This window comes from Microbacterium sp. AC215, from assembly GCF_979258645.1.
Map to the genome: position 1 here is coordinate 743,271 of NZ_OZ409869.1, position 16,025 is coordinate 759,295.

Below are 16,025 nucleotides of genomic sequence, written 5' to 3' on the forward strand. Positions count from 1 at the left end.
GGGTCAGCGGCGCAGGCCCGCCTCGATCAACTCGGAGATCAGGTCGCCGTAGCTGAGTCCGGACGCCACCCAGCACTTCGGGAACATCGAGATCGGAGTGAATCCCGGCATCGTGTTCAGCTCGTTGACCACGAGCTCTCCCGTAGGCGTGAGGAACATGTCGACGCGCGCAAGACCTCGCCCGTCCACCGCCTCGAACGCACGGACTGCGGCATCCTGAATGGCCGCGACCTCGGATTCCTCGAGCTCCGCCGGGCACACGACGTCGACGCCGTCGCCGCCGAGGTACTTTCCCTCGAAGTCGTAGAACCCTCGAGTCGTCAGCACGATCTCGCCAGGAAGCGACGCTCGGACGCCGTCGGCCCCTTCGAGCACGGCGACCTCGATCTCGCGGCCGACCACGCCCGCCTCGATCAGGACCTTGTCGTCTTCTGCGAACGCGATCGCCAGCGCCGCATCGAGCTCGTCGGCGCTCTCGACCTTCGAGACGCCCACGCTGGATCCCGCGCGAGCCGGCTTCACGAAGAGCGGCAGGCCGAGCGCCGCCGCCGAATCGCGGATCGCGACGGCATCCTGTTCCCACTGGCGCGCGCGCACCGTCAGTCCGGCCGCCACCGCGATACCGGCGGCCCGCAGCGCGATCTTCATGAAGTGCTTGTCCATGCACAGTGCGGAGTCGAGCACCCCGCCGCCGGCGTAGGGGACCTCGAGGGTGTCGAAGTACCCCTGGATGGTGCCGTCCTCGCCGTGCGGGCCGTGGAGGATCGGCAGCACGATATCGATCTCGCCGAGGGATTCGGTGGTGCCGTCGGTGCGCACGACGCGCAGGCTGCGGTCTCCGCCGGGCTCCGGCCACAGCACCCGTGTGCCGTTGTCGGCGACCTCAGGCAGGTGAGCGGCATCCAGTGGGAACTTCGCCGGGTCGTCGTCCTCGAGGACGAAGGCGCCGTCGCGGGTGATCCCGACCGGGATCACGGCGTACCGATCGCGATCAATCGCGCCCAGCACTCCGCCCGCCGTTGCGGAACTGATCGAATGCTCGCTGGAGCGCCCTCCGAAGAGCACCACCACCGTCTGCTTGTCCATGGTTGGTCCTCTCACCCTGCGGGGTGTCGTCGTCCGTCGTCAGGTGGGGTGCGATGTCACGGGGGTTCATCTTGCCGTCGAGCACCATCTTCACCTGCTCGACGATGGGCATGTGCACGTCGGACTCGCGGGCGAGTTGCAGCACGGGCGCCACGGACGCGAGGCCCTCAGCGGTCTGCTGCATCTGCTTCACGACGTCCTGGAAGCTGTATCCCTGGCCGAGCAGGCGCCCGGCCGTGTTGTTGCGGCTCAGCGGGGACTGACATGTCGCGATGAGGTCGCCCAGGCCCGCGAGTCCCTGCAGGGTCTCGGGGTGAGCGCCGTTGGCGACGGCGAAATCGGTCATCTCCACGAGCCCGCGGGTGATGATCGACGCCTTGGTGTTCTCGCCGTACCCGACGCCGTCGACGATGCCGATGGCCACCGCGATGAGGTTCTTCAGCACTCCCCCGAACTCCGTGCCGATCACGTCGGTGTTCACGAACGTCCGGAAGTAGCTGTTACGTGCCGCGCGCGCGACCTCCTCGGCGGTCTCCCGACTGCGTGAGGAGATCACGGCGGCCGTGGGCTGCTCGCGAGCGATCTCGAGCGCGAGGTTCGGCCCGGAGGCGACCGCGATGCGGTCGGGATCGCAGCGCAGCTCCTGCTCGATGACCTGGCTCATCCGGAGCCCCGTCGTGCGCTCGACGCCCTTCATCAGGCTGACGATCTTCGCGTCGTTGTCGGCGAGCAGCGGCCGAAGCGCCTTGAGGTTCTCCCGCAGCGACTGACTCGGCACCGAGAGATACACCTGGTCGACATCGCGGAGCGCGATCGCCAACTCGTGCGTCGCAGACATCGTGCGCGGCAGGTTGATGCCGGGCAGATAGCGGGAGTTGCGCTTGGCCTCGTCGATCTCGTGGGCGAGTTCGGCTCGGCGCGCCCACATCGTGACCTGCGCCCCGCCGTCGGCGAGGATCTTTCCGAACGTGGTGCCCCAGCTTCCGGCACCGATCACCGCGACGCGTGGTCCTGCGGGAGCGTTGCGCTTAGGAGTCAAGGCGACCCGTCTCCTTCTGTCCATGGGCGGACGGGTTCCAGCGCTCGGCCGGAGCCTTCTCGTCACGCAGGTCCTCGAGCAGCGCCGTGATGGCCTGCATCAGTCGTTCGGTGGCTTCGTTCAGCGCAGATGCCTCGCCTGCACGACCACGGAGGTCCGACAGATCGACGGGATCGCCGATGACGACGTCCACGGGCTTGCGCAGCGGCCAGAGGCTGAGCCCCTTCTGGTAACGCCCCATGATCCGCTGGGTGCCCCAGTGGGCCATCGGGATGAGTGGGATGCCGTCGGTCAGCGCGAGCCGGACAGCCCCGGACTTTCCGCGCATCGGCCACATGTCGGGGTCGCGGGTCAGCGTGCCCTCCGGATAGACGATCACACCGCGACCGTGCTCGACGAGCTCGGCCGACTGCTGGAGCGTCTGCTTCGCCGCGGATGCCGACGAGGCGCGTGCCACGGGGACCATTCCTGTCGCGCGGAGCACGGCTCCGAGCACAGGAACCTTGAAGAGACTCTCCTTCGCCATGAAGCGCGGAGCTCGACCGATGCGCCACACCGCGAGTGCGACCACGAGCGGATCGAACTCGGAGTAGTGGTTCGGGGCGAGAACGTACGCTCCCTCACGCGGGAGCTTCTCGCTTCCCGTGATGCGGAGCTTCGCGACGAGCGAGATCAGCGGCACGGCGATCGCCGCGACCGGCCAGAACGCACTCGGTCGCGTGGTCTCCGTCGAGCGGGAACCCATCGGGGTCACCGGATGACGTCGAAGTCGGCGCCCACGGCATCGAGCTTGGCGAGGAACTTCTCGTAGCCGCGGCTGAGGATGTCCACTCCGGACACCCTCGACTCGCCTTCGGCGGTCAGCGCCGCGATGACGTGGCTGTATCCGCCGCGAAGGTCGGGAACGACGATGTCTGCGGCGTGCAGCGGCGTCGGGCCGGTGATGACGGCGGCCTGCTCGAGGTCCCGGCGCGGGACACGACGGGCTCCGTCCTGCAGTCCGCGGGGGTGCACGACGATGTCGGCGCCCATCTTGACGAGCGCCTCGGTGAAGCCCAGACGGTTCTCGTAAACCGTCTCGTGCACGACCGAGCGGCCCTTGGCCTGAGTGAGCGCCACGACGAGAGGCTGCTGCCAGTCGGTCATGAACCCGGGGTGCACGTCGGTCTCGACGATGACCGGCTTGAGCTCGCCGTCGCGACGGAACAGGATCCCGTCCTCCTTGATGTCGAACCATCCGCCGGCCTTGCGGAACACGTTGAGGAACGTGAGCATCTCCTGCTGCTTCGCGCCGCCCACGAAGATCTCGCCGTCGGTGGCGAGTGCGGCGGACGCCCAGGATGCGGCTTCGTTGCGGTCGAAGATCGAGCGGTGGTCGTACCCCCGAAGCGTCTCGACACCCTCGATGAGGATGACGCGGTTCGGCTCGTAGGAGATGATCGCGCCCATCTTCTGCAGCACCGCGATCAGATCCATGATCTCGGGCTCGATGGCGGCGTTGCGAAGCTCCGTGGTGCCCTCGGCGCGAACGGCCGTGAGCAGCACCTGCTCGGTCGCTCCGACACTCGGGTACGGGAGGTGGATGTTCGCACCGTGCAGGCGCGCACCACCCGTCGACAGGCGGATGCCGCTCGGCAGCTTCTCGACGATGGCGCCGAACTTGCGGAGCGCGTCCAGATGGAAGTCGATCGGGCGGTCGCCGATGCGGCAGCCGCCCAGGTCGGGGATGAAGGCCTGACCGAGACGGTGCAGCAGCGGGCCGCAGAAGAGGATCGGGATGCGCGAGGCACCCGCGTGAGCGTCGATCTCCTCGAAGTGGGCCGACTCGACGTCGCTGGGGTCGAAGACGAGAGCTCCGGGCTCATCGCCGTCGGAGACCCGCACGCCATGGACCTCGAGAAGCGAGCGGACGACCGCGACGTCGCTGATGGCCGGCACGTCGCGCAGCACGCTGACGGTCTCTCCGAGCAGGGACGCGACCATCGCCTTGGTCGCGAGGTTCTTCGCGCCCTTGACGTCGACGCGGCCGCGCAGCGGGCGCCCTCCGCGAATGGCGAGGACGTCTCCGGTGAGTGGGGGGACTCCGTCCGGAAGAGCGTCGCGCACAGGTGTCGTCATTCGGAGCCTCACTTCATTCAACGGAATTCGGGGCGGGGTCGCCCTCGGCTCCCCCGCCCCGCCGTTCACTGCTGAACGGGAAGGGTCCGGGGCCGCCACGACTCGCGACGGGCCTCGAACTGCGCGATCTTGTCTTCGTTGCGCAGGGTGAGCCCGATGTCATCGAGCCCTTCGAGGAGCCGCCATCTAGTGTAATCGTCGATCCCGAGGTCAGCCTGGATCTCACCGATCGATGCGACTCGCGCCTCGAGGTCGACCGTGATCGAAGCCCCGGGATTCCGGTCGATCTCAGCCCAGATCCGCTCGAGATCCTCTTCGGAGATGGTGGCGGCGAGGAGCCCCTGCTTGCCCGAGTTGCCCCGGAAGATGTCGGCGAAGCGCGGGCTCAGGACCACCGCGAAGCCGAAGTCGCGCAGCGCCCAGACGGCGTGCTCGCGGCTGGATCCGGTGCCGAAGTCGGGGCCGGCGACGAGCACCGATGCGCCCTGGAAAGCCGGCTGGTTGAGCACGAACTCGGGATCCTGACGCCAGCCGTGGAACAGTGCGTCCTCGAAGCCGGTCTTCGTGACCCGCTTGAGGAACACGGCGGGGATGATCTGGTCCGTGTCGACGTTCGAGCGCTTCAGCGGGGCGGCGATGCCGGTGTGGGTGGTGAACTTCTCCATGGTCAGACCTCCGCCATCTCGTTCAGGTCGCTCGGACTCGACAGCGTGCCGCGGATCGCAGTCGCGGCGGCGACGAGCGGCGACACCAGGTGCGTGCGTCCACCCTTGCCCTGCCGGCCCTCGAAGTTGCGGTTGGAGGTCGACGCGCAGCGCTCCCCCGGCGCGAGCTGATCAGGGTTCATCCCGAGGCACATCGAGCACCCCGCGAATCGCCACTCGGCTCCGAAGTCCTTGATGATCTTGTCGAGCCCTTCGGCCTCCGCCTCCAGCCGCACCCGGGCAGAGCCGGGAACGACCATGACGCGGACGCCGTCGGCCTTCTTCTTGCCTTCGACGATCGACGCGAACGCGCGGAGATCCTCGATGCGGCTGTTCGTGCACGACCCCATGAAGACGGCGTCGACCGGCACCTCCTTGAGAGGCGTGCCAGGCGTCAGATCCATGTACTCGAGAGCCCGCTCGGCTGCGGCACGCTCATTGGCATCGGCGATCTCTGCCGGGTCGGGAACCGCCGCCGACAGCGAGCTGCCCTGACCGGGGTTGGTGCCCCACGTCACGAACGGCTCGAGCTCATCGGCATCGATGAAGACCTCGGCGTCGAACGTCGCCCCCTCATCCGTCGGCAGCGTTCGCCAGTACGCGACGGCGTCGTCCCAGTCCTGCCCCTTCGGGGCGTGCGGGCGACCCTTCAGGTACTCGAAGGTCGTCTCGTCGGGCGCGACCATGCCGGCACGAGCGCCGGCCTCGATCGACATGTTGCAGATCGTCATCCGGCCCTCCATCGACAACGCCCGGATCGCGCTGCCGCGGAACTCCAGGACGTAGCCCTGACCGCCGCCGGTGGTGATCTTCGCGATCACCGCGAGGATGATGTCCTTCGCGGTGACGCCGGGTCGCAGCGTGCCCTCGACGTTGATCGCCATGGTCTTGAACGGCTTCAGCGGCAACGTCTGCGTCGCCATGACATGCTCGACCTCGCTCGTGCCGATGCCGAAGGCCATGGCGCCGAACGCGCCGTGCGTCGATGTGTGCGAGTCGCCGCAGACCACCGTGATGCCGGGCATGGTGAGACCGAGCTGCGGCCCCACGACGTGGACGATGCCCTGTTCGGCGTCGCCGAGCGAGTGCAGACGCACGCCGAACTCCGCGGCGTTGCGGCGCAGCGTCTCGATCTGCGTGCGGCTCGTGAGGTCGGCGATGGGCTTGTCGATGTCCCAGGTCGGCGTGTTGTGGTCCTCGGTGGCGATCGTCAGGTCGAGGCGCCGCAACGGTCGCCCCTCCGACCGCAGTCCGTCGAACGCCTGCGGGCTCGTCACCTCATGCACCAGGTGCAGATCGATGTAGATGAGGTCCGGCTCGCCGTTCTCGCCCTTGACGACGAGATGGTCGTCCCAGACCTTCTCGGCGAGGGTCCTGGGACGGACGGGAGCAGTGTCTGCTGCGGGGGTGTTCATTGCGTGTCTCCTGAAGCTGGCGGTTCGGCCCACGATGGACTCCGCGACGAGGAGGGGCTCAGAACGAGGTCTCGTCGCGGCCGCTAAGAAGGAGCACGATCCGCATGACGTCAGATTACCACCGCTTCAGCGCCCGGAGTCTCCGCGTGACACGCTACTGTCACCCGCACCTTCGAGAGGCACCCGCATGACCGACGACAGCACCGGATTCGCCACGAGAGCGGTCCACGCGGCCCGCAATCAGGGGCCCGCATCGTCGAGGGCGACGCCGATCTACCTGACGGCGGGCTTCGAGTTCGACGACTTCGACCACGCCGCCGACCACTTCGGCACCGGCGCGGGGTTCGGATACACGCGCACGGGGAATCCGACGGTGCACGCCGTCGAGCGCCAGCTCGCCGCACTCGAATCCGCCGCGGAGGCCGTGCTCGTCGCCAGCGGCCAGGCCGCGGTCGTCACCGCACTGCTGACCGTCGCCGGAGCGGGCGATCACATCGTCTCCTCGACGCACATCTACGAAGGCACGCGAGGGCTTCTGCTCGACAACCTCGCTCGCCTCGGCATCGAGACGACGTTCATCGACGACATCGCCGACCCCGGCGCCTGGCGGGGTGCGATCCGCCCGACCACCCGGGCGCTGTTCGGCGAATCCATCGCGAACGCGCGCAACGACATCCTCGACATCTCCGCGGTGAGCGCGGTCGCCGACGCGTTCGCCATCCCGCTCATCGTCGACAACACCCTCGCGACGCCGTTCCTGCTCCGGCCGCTCGAGCACGGCGCCGCCATGGTGGTGCACTCCGCCTCGAAGTTCCTCGCCGGTCACGGGTCGGTGCTCGGCGGCGTGATCCTCGACGACGGTCGCTTCGACCCGGCGAAGGCGGGGCACAACGCTCCACATCTCGTTCTGCCGGGGCGCGGCGGGTTCCCGAGCGTGGCTTCGCGTCATGGCGGCAACGCGCGCATCGCCTACGCGCGCGAGTCCGTCGCTCCGCGATTCGGCGCGTCCCCGTCGCCGCTCAACGCGTTCCTGATCGGACAGGGCGCCGAGACCCTCGGTCTGCGGGTCGAGCGGCAGTCCCGGAACGCCCTCGAGATCGCCCGCTGGCTCGCCGCGCAGGAAGCGGTCGAGAGCGTCGACTACGTCGGCCTCGACACGCATCCCGACCACGGCCTCGCCGAGAGGTACCTCTCGGGAGGGTACGGCTCGATCTTCACCTTCACGCTCCGCGGGGGCCTCGACGCCGCACGCGACTTCGTCGAGAGCGTCGACGTGTTCACGCACATGACCCACATCGGCGACGTGCGCTCGCTGGTGCTGCACCCCGCGACCACCAGCCACTCGCATCGCACGCCCGAGGAGCGAGACGTCCTCGGAGTGCAGCCGGGAACCCTGCGGCTGTCGGTCGGCATCGAAGACGTCGCCGACCTCCTCGGCGACCTGGCCCGAGTCCTGGAACCCGCACGGGAGGCCGTCTCATGACCAGGCCCCAGCACTTCGGGTGGTTCCTGGCACGCGGCTTCGGCCCGCAGGGGTGGGGCTATCCGTCGCTGGACTGGGACTACGACTGGACCCGTCCGGAGATCTACCAGGAGGCGGCTCGCACGCTCGAGCAGGCAGGCTTCGACCTCCTCATCATCGAGGACGCGCCGTCGCTCGGCTCGCCCGACACCATCGACCTCCGGGTGCGCCATGCCTTCGGCGGCCCCAAGCACGACCCGCTGCTGCTCGCGCCCTACCTCTTCCAGGCGACACGGCATCTCGGGGTCGTGCCCACCGTGAACCCGGCGGCGTACCTGCCGTATACCGCGGCTCGGCAGTTCTCCACGCTTCAGCACCTCAGTGGCCACCGCCTCGGGCTCAACGTGGTGACCGACACCGGCAGTGCGCGACATTTCTCCGCCGCGGAACAGCTCGGGCACGATGCGGCATACGACCGCGCCGAAGAATGGCTCGCCGGCATCCGCTCGCTCTGGCGCAGCTGGGACGACGGTGCGCTGGTCCGCGATCGCGAGACCGACGTGTTCGCCGACGGATCGACGCTGCGCTCCGTGCAGCACCGCGGAACGCACTTCGACTTCGACGGCCCGTTGAACGCCGTGCCGTTCACCGACGGGGAGCCGTCGATCGTCTCCCCCGGCGGGTCCGGCCGCGGCCTCGGATTCGCCGGCGCCAACTCCGATGTGCAGCTCGCCCTCGCGCCGCTGGACGAGGCCTCGGTGCGTGCCTATCGAGCGAAGATCCACGATGCGGCGATCGCCGCCGGACGCTCGCCGGACGACATCAAGATCCTGTTCGCGATCCAGCCGGTGATCACATCATCCGCCGAGGAGGCCGACCGAATCGTCGCCGCCTCCGCGCATCCCGACGACGCGACCCTCGTACAGATCGCACGCAAGCAGTCCAGCGACCTCGAGACGGATCTGACCTCGCTCGATCTCGACAGACCACTCGACCTCGAGATCTTCGGCGAGCACGTCTCGCGCGGGAGCATCCAGCGCCTGATCGGCGACCGCGGAGACGATGCTCCTCTGCGAGTCCATCTCGCCGCGCTCGCTCGGACGGGCCGCATCTCCGATCGCTCGGGTTTCGTCGGCACTGCCGAGGAGTTCGCAGATCTGATCGAAGAGCTCGGCGAGTGGGGCAACGACGGCGTCCTGCTGTGGGGCGACTTCCACCCCGTCACGCTGCATCGGACGCTGGATGAACTCGTGCCCGTTCTTCGACGCCGGGGCATCCTGCGCCGGGACTACGTCGACGGAGGGCTGCAGGCGAACCTCCGCGCGTTCTGACGCGTAGGCGAGCAGGGTCACCAGCCCAGGGTGCCGGGTGCACCCTTGAAGGGGCCGACGACCGTCGACGTGACCCACCCGCCGTAGAACCCGCCCGGCTGCGGTGTGACGACCTCGTCCCCCACCGTGCACTCGTCCATCGGACCCGCATAGACGGCGACCCGGTCTGCCAGCATCTCGAAACCTCGAGAGGGATTCGGGTAGTTCCAGGCGGCCCCGGCCGCCGTCTGCGCTCCACCTCGCACGTCGAGGTAGCGTGCGGCTCCCTTGAACTCGCAGAACGAGGAGCCCGGCGCGTCAGAGAGCGAGCCCGCGGTGAAGTCGGCGATCGGCAGGTAGTACACGGGAGGATGGCTCGTCTCGAGGACTCGCACCGCGTCGCGCGTGTCGGCGATGAGCTGGCCGCCGAGGCGGACGGTGATGCGCGCAGCCACGGGCTCGATCTTCGGCGGTCGAGGATAGTCCCAGACGGATTCCTGACCGGGCGAGGGCACGAGAGGGCGGGGTCTGCGCATCTGTTCACTGTACGTCGCACGGTGTTGACTGGGGCCATGTCAGAAATACCGATGTTCCCGCTGGGGTCGGTGCTCTTCCCGTACACCCCGCTCCCGCTCCGCGTGTTCGAGCCGCGGTACCTCACCATGATCGGACAGCTGCTCGACGAGGACGACCCTCAGTTCGGCGTCGTGCTCATCGAGCGCGGACATGAGGTCGGCGGTGGCGACCGCCGCAGTGGAATCGGCACGATGGCGCGCCTGGTGAGCGTGGCGGCCGATGCCCAGGTGCTGCACAGCCTGGCGGTCGGCACGGCACGCTTCACCGTCGACCAGTGGCTCGACGAAGCTCCTTACCCGCGCGCAGAGGTGACCCCGCTGCCCGAGCTGACCTGGAACGACGCACTCACCCCCCTGCGCACCGAAGCCGAGGCGATCGTGCGCCGGGTGCTGGCACGCACCGACTCGCCCTGGGACGCCGACACCGAGCTGTCGGAAGAACCGCTCGCGGCCGCCTGGCAGCTCGCCGCCATCGCGCCGCTGGGCGAATACGACCAGTACACGCTGCTGCAGTCCAGCACGGTGGGCGCTCTGCTGCGTCAGGTGATCGATTTCACGCTCGACGCCGAGGCGCTCTGGACAGCGGAGTGACACGTCTCCTGCTCGTCGCGGGAATCGCGGGCGCCGCGGAGAGCGACCGCCTCACTCGACCGTCGGGCTGACCCGCTGCGCCCGCTTCTCCCGAGACGAGGCGATGAGGCTGGCGACGGTGGCCACGGTCATCGCCACGACGATGACGCCCAGCGACACCATGTTGTCGATGTCGGGAACCCACTCGACATGCTGACCGCCGTTGATGAACGGCAGCTCGTTCTCGTGCAGCGCGTGAAGGATCAGCTTGATGCCGATGAATCCGAGGATGACCGCGATCCCGTAGTGGAGGTAGCGCAGACGATCGAGCAGATCACCGAGCAGGAAGTAGAGCTGGCGCAGACCCATGAGCGCGAAGATGTTCGCGGCGAAGACGAGGAACCCGTTGGTGGTGATCTCGAAGATCGCCGGGATCGAGTCGATCGCGAAGATCAGGTCGGTGACGCCGATCGTGATGAACACGATGACCATCGGCGTCCACATGCGCTTGCCGTCGACGGTCGTGCGCAGCTTCGAGCCGTCGTACTCCTCGCTGATGTCGATGCGGCGCCGCAGCAGGCGCACGATGAAGTTCTCCTTCTTCACATCGTCTTCGTGCTCGCCCTCGGGCATCGCCTGCTTGATCGCGGTGTAGATGAGGAAGGCACCGAAGATGTAGAAGATCGGCGAGAAGTGCTCGACGATCGTGACGCCGACGAGGATGAACGCTCCGCGGAGGACGAGGGCGATGATGATGCCGACCATCAGCACCTGCTGCTGCAGGCGTCGCGGCACCGCGAACTGCGCCATGATCAGCACGAAGACGAAGAGGTTGTCGATCGAGAGGCTGTATTCGAGCGCCCAGCCGGTGATGAAGTCGCCGGCGTTTCGCCAGCCTGCGACGTTTCCGAGAAGAACCGCGAAGAGCAGCGCGAGTCCGACGTAGAACACCACCCACAGGGTCGACTCCTTGGTCGAGGGGATGTGGGGGCGAAGTCGGATCAGAAGCAGGTCGCCGATCAGGATGATCGTGAGGACGATCATCGAGGTGATCTCGAACCAGACAGGGATTTCCAAGGGCGTACAGCACCTTTCGGGAGGGTCGGAAAAACGCCGAAAGTCTCTCCCACGCACAGAGTGCGTCGCACGACCGGAGCAGCGATGTCGGTGCTCGTGATGACGGTGGATGCGCTTGCGGGATACTCCCTCTCGCCTCAGCAATGGTAGCGGAGTCGAAGACGCTTGCGGATGCCGCCGGCACCGATCTGAGACGATGGGGCGTCGACCGACACTTCCTGGGTGAGAGACACCGAACGGAATCGGGATGCCAGTGCAGACGAGTGACCAGAGAGTGGCGGCGCGGGCCGCGGCAGGTGACGAGAGCGCCTTCCGCGAGCTGTACCGCGCGTACGCCCGCCCGGTCTACTGGATCGCACACGGGATCGTCGGCGCCGCCGCGGATGCCGAGGACGTGACTCAGGAGACCTTCGTCACGGCGTGGCGGAAGCTGCCGGGGTTCGAGCTGCAGGGAGACTCCATCCTCCCGTGGCTCGCGACGATCTGCCGCTTCCAGGCCGCGAACCGCCTGCGCCAGCGCAGACGCGACCAGGCCAACACCGCGGATGCGGTCGATGAGACCCTTCCCTCGACGGTCAGCGTGGAGGAGCAGGTGATCACCGCGGACCTCGCAGAGCGGATCGCGGCCGAGGTCGGCACCCTCAGCGACCTCGATCGCGCGATCTTCCGCCTCTGCGCCGCGGAAGGCTACGCCTACCAGGCTGCGGCCGAGGAGCTCGGCGTGAGCCACGCCATCGTCCGGAACCGTCTCTCCCGAGTCCGCACCCGACTGCGTGGTGCCGTGAAGGAAGCGAGCGACGCATGAACGACACCTCCACCGAGCCACTGCCCGAGCTCACCGATGCCGCAGTGGAGCGCATCGAGAGAGCCGTGTTCGAGGACATCGCCGCCGAGCTGCCGCGGCAGTCGCCTGCAGAGAAGCGCGGTCGCGTTCGTCGTCGTCGGTGGCTCACCGGCACCGGCATCGCCGCGGCGTTCGTCATCGGCGTCCTCATCACCCCGCCCATCCTCACCGCGGTCGGCGGTTCGGCGACGAGCTCGGCCGACGGCGGGGGCGTGACTGTCGTCGAGGACGCTCGCTCGGGCGCCGTCGACCAGAGCGCGCCCTCGGCTCTGACCGAGTCAGCCGAGTCGGGCGCGGTCGCCGGAGATGTCGCAGCGGGTGATCGTGAGATCATCGCCACGGCCAACGCCACGGTGGAGGTGAAGGACGTCTCGGACGCCGCGGTCGCCATCGGGGCACTCGCAGAGTCGCATGGCGGCTACGTCGAGAGCACCGAGATCGGCGGGACCCCTGCCGTGGACGCCTCCTCCGATCCTGTCGCCGCGGACTCGGAGTACGGCTGGATCAGCATCCGCGTGCCGTCGGCGGAACTTCCCGCCGTCATCGATGAGCTCACCGAATCCGGCGAGGTGCTCTCCTCCTCCATCGCGCAGCAGGATGTGACCTCGACCGCGATCGATCTGCGAGCGCGCATCGATGCGACCAGGGCATCCGTCCAGCGACTCAGCGAGCTCATGTCCCAGACCGGCACCGTCGCGGAGCTCATCGAGGCGGAGGTGGCGCTGACCGATCGTCAGGCGCAGCTCGAGTCGTACGAGCAGCAGCTCGCCTCGCTCGAGGGCCAGGTCGCGATGTCGAGTCTCTCGGTGCAGCTGACCCGCACCGCCGCGCCGACGACGGCCGATCCCGCAGGATTCTCCGATGGGCTCGTCGCGGGATGGAACGGGCTCGTGGTCTCGCTGAACGCCCTGGTGGTCTCTGTCGGATTCCTGCTTCCGTGGCTCGCCGTGGCCGGGCTGGTCGTGCTGATCATATGGGGCGTCCGCCGAGCACGCCGCGGTCGTCGAGGCTCCGACGCGGCGGGTACCGACACCTGAGATCACCCTAAATCTCGGATTTCCGGGGTATACAAGAACTCTTGTGAGAATCGGGAACCGGTTCTAACGTGACGTTCATGGAAGACATCTCGGTCGTCACCGCCGTGCACCACCCGCTGCGCCGACGCATCTACGACTACCTGCTGCTGTACGGCACATCGCAGGTCACGGCACTCGCCCGGTCGCTCGATGCGCAGGTCGGCAGCATCAGCCATCATCTGCGGATGCTGGAGCGGGCGGGCCTCGTCGAGCGCGCCGAGGACCCGTCGGGCGACCGGCGCACGAGCTGGTGGAAGATCGCCCGTCGCGGCCTGACCTGGTCGGCGGAAGACTTCGCGGACTCCCCCGCCGACGCGCTTCTGGCGCGCGAAGCGCAACGGCAGAGCATCCGGATGCAGATCGAGCGCCTCCAACGCTGGCAGCGCCGGCACGATGATCCGGCCGTCGCCGGCTATGACGCCTCGAACACCGAGACCACGGCCTGGGCGACGCCGGACGAGCTGCGCGACCTCAGCTCGAGGCTGTCGGCGACGCTGAAGGACTGGCGCGACTCGGTCGATCTCGAAGACGGGCAGCAGCGGACACCGATCTTCTTCTTCGCGCACGCCTTCCCGACGACACCATGACCGCCGCAGACCCTGTGCAGCTCGTCGAGCCGCCGGCGTTCCGACGAGACCATCGAGTGCATGCGTGGATCCTCGTCAAGGCGCTCTCGGACGCGGGCGACGCCCTGTGGACGATCGCGCTGGCGTGGACCGCCGTGCAGACGGCCTCGCCTGCGGTCGCAGGACTCATCGTCGCCGCCGGCACTCTGCCTCGTGCGGTCGTCCTGCTGTTCGGCGGCATGATCGCCGACCGCGCGGACGCGCGCCGAGTGATGATGCTGTTCAACGCCGTCCGGGTGGGCGTTCTCGTGACGGTGGCGCTCTGGGTGCTCTCCGCGCCGCCCACCGTGGGTGTGCTCCTCCTCGCCGCCATCGCATTCGGCGTCTGCGACGCCTTCTACGAGCCCTCGGCGGGCACCGTCGCCCGCCAGCTCGTGCGAGCCGCTGACCTGCCGTCCTACGGCGCTCTCTCGCAGACCGCATCGCGACTCGGAACGATGGCTGGCGCGGCCGTCGGCGGTGTGATCGTCGCGTCCGCGGGCCTCGTCGGAAGCGCGGCGGTGAACGCGGTGACTTTCACCGTCGTCATCGCGTTCATCGCCATCTGGCTCAGACCGCGGTTCCTGCTCGCACGGGCAGACCGACAGTCCGCTCTTCGCGACATCGCGGGTGGATTCGCCCACCTCGGCGCACATCCGACCACCCGCACGCTCGTCATCGCCCTCTCGGGGCTCAACCTCGCGGTCGGTCCGGCCGTCGGGATCGGCCTCGCGCTCCGAGCACACGACGAAGGCTGGGGCGCGCCGGCTGTAGGGCTGTTCGAAGCTCTGTTGGGACTCGGCGCGGCGATCGGCGCCGTGTCCGTCGCCAGGTGGCGGCCTCGGCGCGAGGCACGCGCGGGATTCCGTGCTCTGATGCTGCAGGGATTGGCCATCGTCGCACTCGGCTGGGGTCCCGCGTGGAGTGTCGGAGTCGCTGCCTTCGTCATCGGTGCGACCGCCGGCTACGCATCGGTGCTGCTCAGCGCCACGTTCTCGGCAACCGTCGACACCGCGTACCTCGGCCGCATGAGCTCCATCACCCGGTTGGGCGACGACTGCCTGATGCCGCTCGCGATGGCCGCGTTCGGTCTGCTCGCGTCGACCACCGCGCTCTGGGTTCCCTTCGCCCTCTTCGGTGGAGCGATGACGGCATCGATGGTGGCGCCGTTGGCCAACCCCGCGTTCCGGAGCATGTCGCTGCGTACAGCCGTCGGACCCACATGATGGATGCGGAGACGACGAAAGCCCTCGGAGAACCGAGGGCTTTCGCTTGTTGTGACCCCAGCGGGATTCGAACCCGCGTTACCGCCGTGAGAGGGCAGCGTACTAGGCCGCTATACGATGGGGCCGTCTGGCGGAACGTTTCCGTGCCGCGACAACTGTTCAAGTATGCCACGACGATTCTCACGTCGCCAAATCGAGCGGGGCGGTCTTCAGATCCCGGGCGTGGCGCACCTGCCGAGGGGTTTGCCACGGCGCCCCTGAAGGAGTTGACTCATCTCATGCGCGTCACCAAATTCGAACATGCCGCTCTTCGCATCCAGCAGGGCGATGACGTCCTTCTCCTCGACCCGGGCTCGTTCACCTCTCCCCTGAACGATCTCTCGGGTCTCGTCGCTGTCGTGATCACTCACGAGCACCCCGACCATTGGACCCCCGAGCACCTGGATCGGATCCTGCGCGCAGCCCCCGGCACCCCGATCTACGCCCCGGCGGGCGTCGCGCGCGCCGCCGACGGCTATGACATCTCCGTGGTCGCTCCGGGCGAGACGGTGGAGGTCGGTGCGTTCACGCTCCGCTTCTTCGGCGGCACGCATGAGGTGATCCACTCGTCACTGCCGGTGGTCGAGAACGTCGGCGTGCTGATCAACGATGTCTTCTACTATCCGGGCGACTCGTACGCGATCCCCGAGGGCGTCGAGGTCGGCACTCTCGCGGCACCGCTCGGCGCGCCGTGGCTGAAGATCGGCGAGGCCATGGACTACGTCCTGGCCGTGAAACCACGGCGGGCGTTCGGCACTCACGACATGACGCTTTCCGTCGCGGGCAAGACGATGCACCGGCAGCGGCTGCAGTGGGCGACCGAGCAGGGCGGCGGCGAGTTCTCGATACTCGAACCGGGCGACTCGCTCGACATCTGAC

The 16,025-nt window shown here is 68.1% G+C and carries 16 protein-coding genes and 1 tRNA gene; 8 read left to right on the plus strand and 9 right to left on the minus strand.

Annotated features, from left to right (window positions below; all coding sequences use genetic code 11):
• Window positions 1–3 precede the first annotated feature (3 nt).
• The 6 genes from ACZZZF_RS03895 to leuC form a co-directional block, all read right to left on the minus strand.
• On the minus strand, window positions 4–1,086 hold the full coding sequence (locus ACZZZF_RS03895; protein ID WP_400340951.1) for a D-alanine--D-alanine ligase family protein: 1,083 nt from the start codon (window positions 1,084–1,086) through the stop codon (window positions 4–6).
• The gene (locus tag ACZZZF_RS03900) at window positions 992–2,149 is read right to left on the minus strand and encodes an NAD(P)H-dependent glycerol-3-phosphate dehydrogenase (protein ID WP_150115057.1); all 1,158 of its coding nucleotides are present in this window, start codon (window positions 2,147–2,149) and stop codon (window positions 992–994) included. Before ACZZZF_RS03900 ends, ACZZZF_RS03895 begins: the two co-directional genes overlap by 95 nt.
• On the minus strand, window positions 2,115–2,870 hold the full coding sequence (locus ACZZZF_RS03905; RefSeq protein WP_463497128.1) for a lysophospholipid acyltransferase family protein: 756 nt from the start codon (window positions 2,868–2,870) through the stop codon (window positions 2,115–2,117). The genes ACZZZF_RS03900 and ACZZZF_RS03905 overlap by 35 nt, the downstream gene beginning before the upstream one ends.
• 5 nt (window positions 2,871–2,875) lie before the next feature.
• Window positions 2,876–4,243, minus strand: a complete 1,368-nt coding sequence (gene murA / locus ACZZZF_RS03910; RefSeq protein WP_053095889.1) for a UDP-N-acetylglucosamine 1-carboxyvinyltransferase — start codon at window positions 4,241–4,243, stop codon at window positions 2,876–2,878.
• A 65-nt stretch (window positions 4,244–4,308) separates the two neighbouring features.
• Complete coding sequence (leuD, locus tag ACZZZF_RS03915) at window positions 4,309–4,908, minus strand: 3-isopropylmalate dehydratase small subunit (RefSeq protein ID WP_072591193.1); 600 nt, start codon at window positions 4,906–4,908, stop codon at window positions 4,309–4,311.
• Window positions 4,909–4,910: 2 nt separating this feature from the next.
• The gene (leuC, locus tag ACZZZF_RS03920; RefSeq protein ID WP_056278653.1) at window positions 4,911–6,362 is read right to left on the minus strand and encodes a 3-isopropylmalate dehydratase large subunit; all 1,452 of its coding nucleotides are present in this window, start codon (window positions 6,360–6,362) and stop codon (window positions 4,911–4,913) included.
• 187 nt (window positions 6,363–6,549) lie between these two features.
• Between leuC and ACZZZF_RS03925 the strand changes: the two genes are divergently transcribed.
• Window positions 6,550–7,845, plus strand: a complete 1,296-nt coding sequence (locus ACZZZF_RS03925) for an O-acetylhomoserine aminocarboxypropyltransferase/cysteine synthase family protein (RefSeq protein ID WP_463497131.1) — start codon at window positions 6,550–6,552, stop codon at window positions 7,843–7,845.
• Window positions 7,842–9,155, plus strand: coding sequence for an LLM class flavin-dependent oxidoreductase (locus ACZZZF_RS03930; protein WP_230100556.1), 1,314 nt, complete (start codon window positions 7,842–7,844; stop codon window positions 9,153–9,155). Before ACZZZF_RS03925 ends, ACZZZF_RS03930 begins: the two co-directional genes overlap by 4 nt.
• A 17-nt stretch (window positions 9,156–9,172) precedes the next feature.
• Here the strand turns inward: ACZZZF_RS03930 and ACZZZF_RS03935 are convergent, their stop codons facing one another.
• The gene (locus tag ACZZZF_RS03935; RefSeq protein WP_400340948.1) at window positions 9,173–9,670 is read right to left on the minus strand and encodes a DUF427 domain-containing protein; all 498 of its coding nucleotides are present in this window, start codon (window positions 9,668–9,670) and stop codon (window positions 9,173–9,175) included.
• Window positions 9,671–9,706: 36 nt separating this feature from the next.
• Here ACZZZF_RS03935 and ACZZZF_RS03940 point away from each other — a divergent pair, with 36 nt between their 5' ends.
• Window positions 9,707–10,300, plus strand: a complete 594-nt coding sequence (locus ACZZZF_RS03940) for an LON peptidase substrate-binding domain-containing protein (protein WP_463497133.1) — start codon at window positions 9,707–9,709, stop codon at window positions 10,298–10,300.
• Window positions 10,301–10,351: 51 nt separating this feature from the next.
• Here the strand turns inward: ACZZZF_RS03940 and ACZZZF_RS03945 are convergent, their stop codons facing one another.
• Entirely contained in the window at window positions 10,352–11,356 is a 1,005-nt protein-coding gene (locus ACZZZF_RS03945; RefSeq protein ID WP_053095882.1) for a TerC/Alx family metal homeostasis membrane protein, read from the minus strand.
• 247 nt (window positions 11,357–11,603) lie between these two features.
• On the opposite strand from ACZZZF_RS03945, the gene ACZZZF_RS03950 reads away from it, so the two are divergent.
• The 4 genes from ACZZZF_RS03950 to ACZZZF_RS03965 all read left to right on the plus strand — a co-directional run bounded on the left by ACZZZF_RS03950 (window position 11,604) and on the right by ACZZZF_RS03965 (window position 15,107).
• Window positions 11,604–12,161, plus strand: coding sequence for an RNA polymerase sigma factor (locus tag ACZZZF_RS03950; RefSeq protein ID WP_056278648.1), 558 nt, complete (start codon window positions 11,604–11,606; stop codon window positions 12,159–12,161).
• On the plus strand, window positions 12,158–13,237 hold the full coding sequence (locus ACZZZF_RS03955; protein WP_463497136.1) for a DUF4349 domain-containing protein: 1,080 nt from the start codon (window positions 12,158–12,160) through the stop codon (window positions 13,235–13,237). The genes ACZZZF_RS03950 and ACZZZF_RS03955 overlap by 4 nt, the downstream gene beginning before the upstream one ends.
• A 77-nt stretch (window positions 13,238–13,314) precedes the next feature.
• A complete protein-coding gene (locus tag ACZZZF_RS03960) occupies window positions 13,315–13,863 on the plus strand; it encodes an ArsR/SmtB family transcription factor (RefSeq protein WP_072591187.1) in 549 nt (182 codons plus the stop codon).
• Window positions 13,860–15,107: an MFS transporter gene (locus ACZZZF_RS03965; RefSeq protein ID WP_463497137.1), complete on the plus strand. Its 1,248-nt coding sequence runs from the start codon at window positions 13,860–13,862 to the stop codon at window positions 15,105–15,107. Before ACZZZF_RS03960 ends, ACZZZF_RS03965 begins: the two co-directional genes overlap by 4 nt.
• 52 nt (window positions 15,108–15,159) lie before the next feature.
• Here ACZZZF_RS03965 and ACZZZF_RS03970 read toward each other — a convergent pair.
• A tRNA-Glu gene (locus tag ACZZZF_RS03970) sits at window positions 15,160–15,232 on the minus strand.
• A gap of 153 nt (window positions 15,233–15,385) precedes the next feature.
• On the opposite strand from ACZZZF_RS03970, the gene ACZZZF_RS03975 reads away from it, so the two are divergent.
• Entirely contained in the window at window positions 15,386–16,024 is a 639-nt protein-coding gene (locus ACZZZF_RS03975; protein ID WP_053095878.1) for an MBL fold metallo-hydrolase, read from the plus strand.
• Window position 16,025 lies beyond the last annotated feature (1 nt).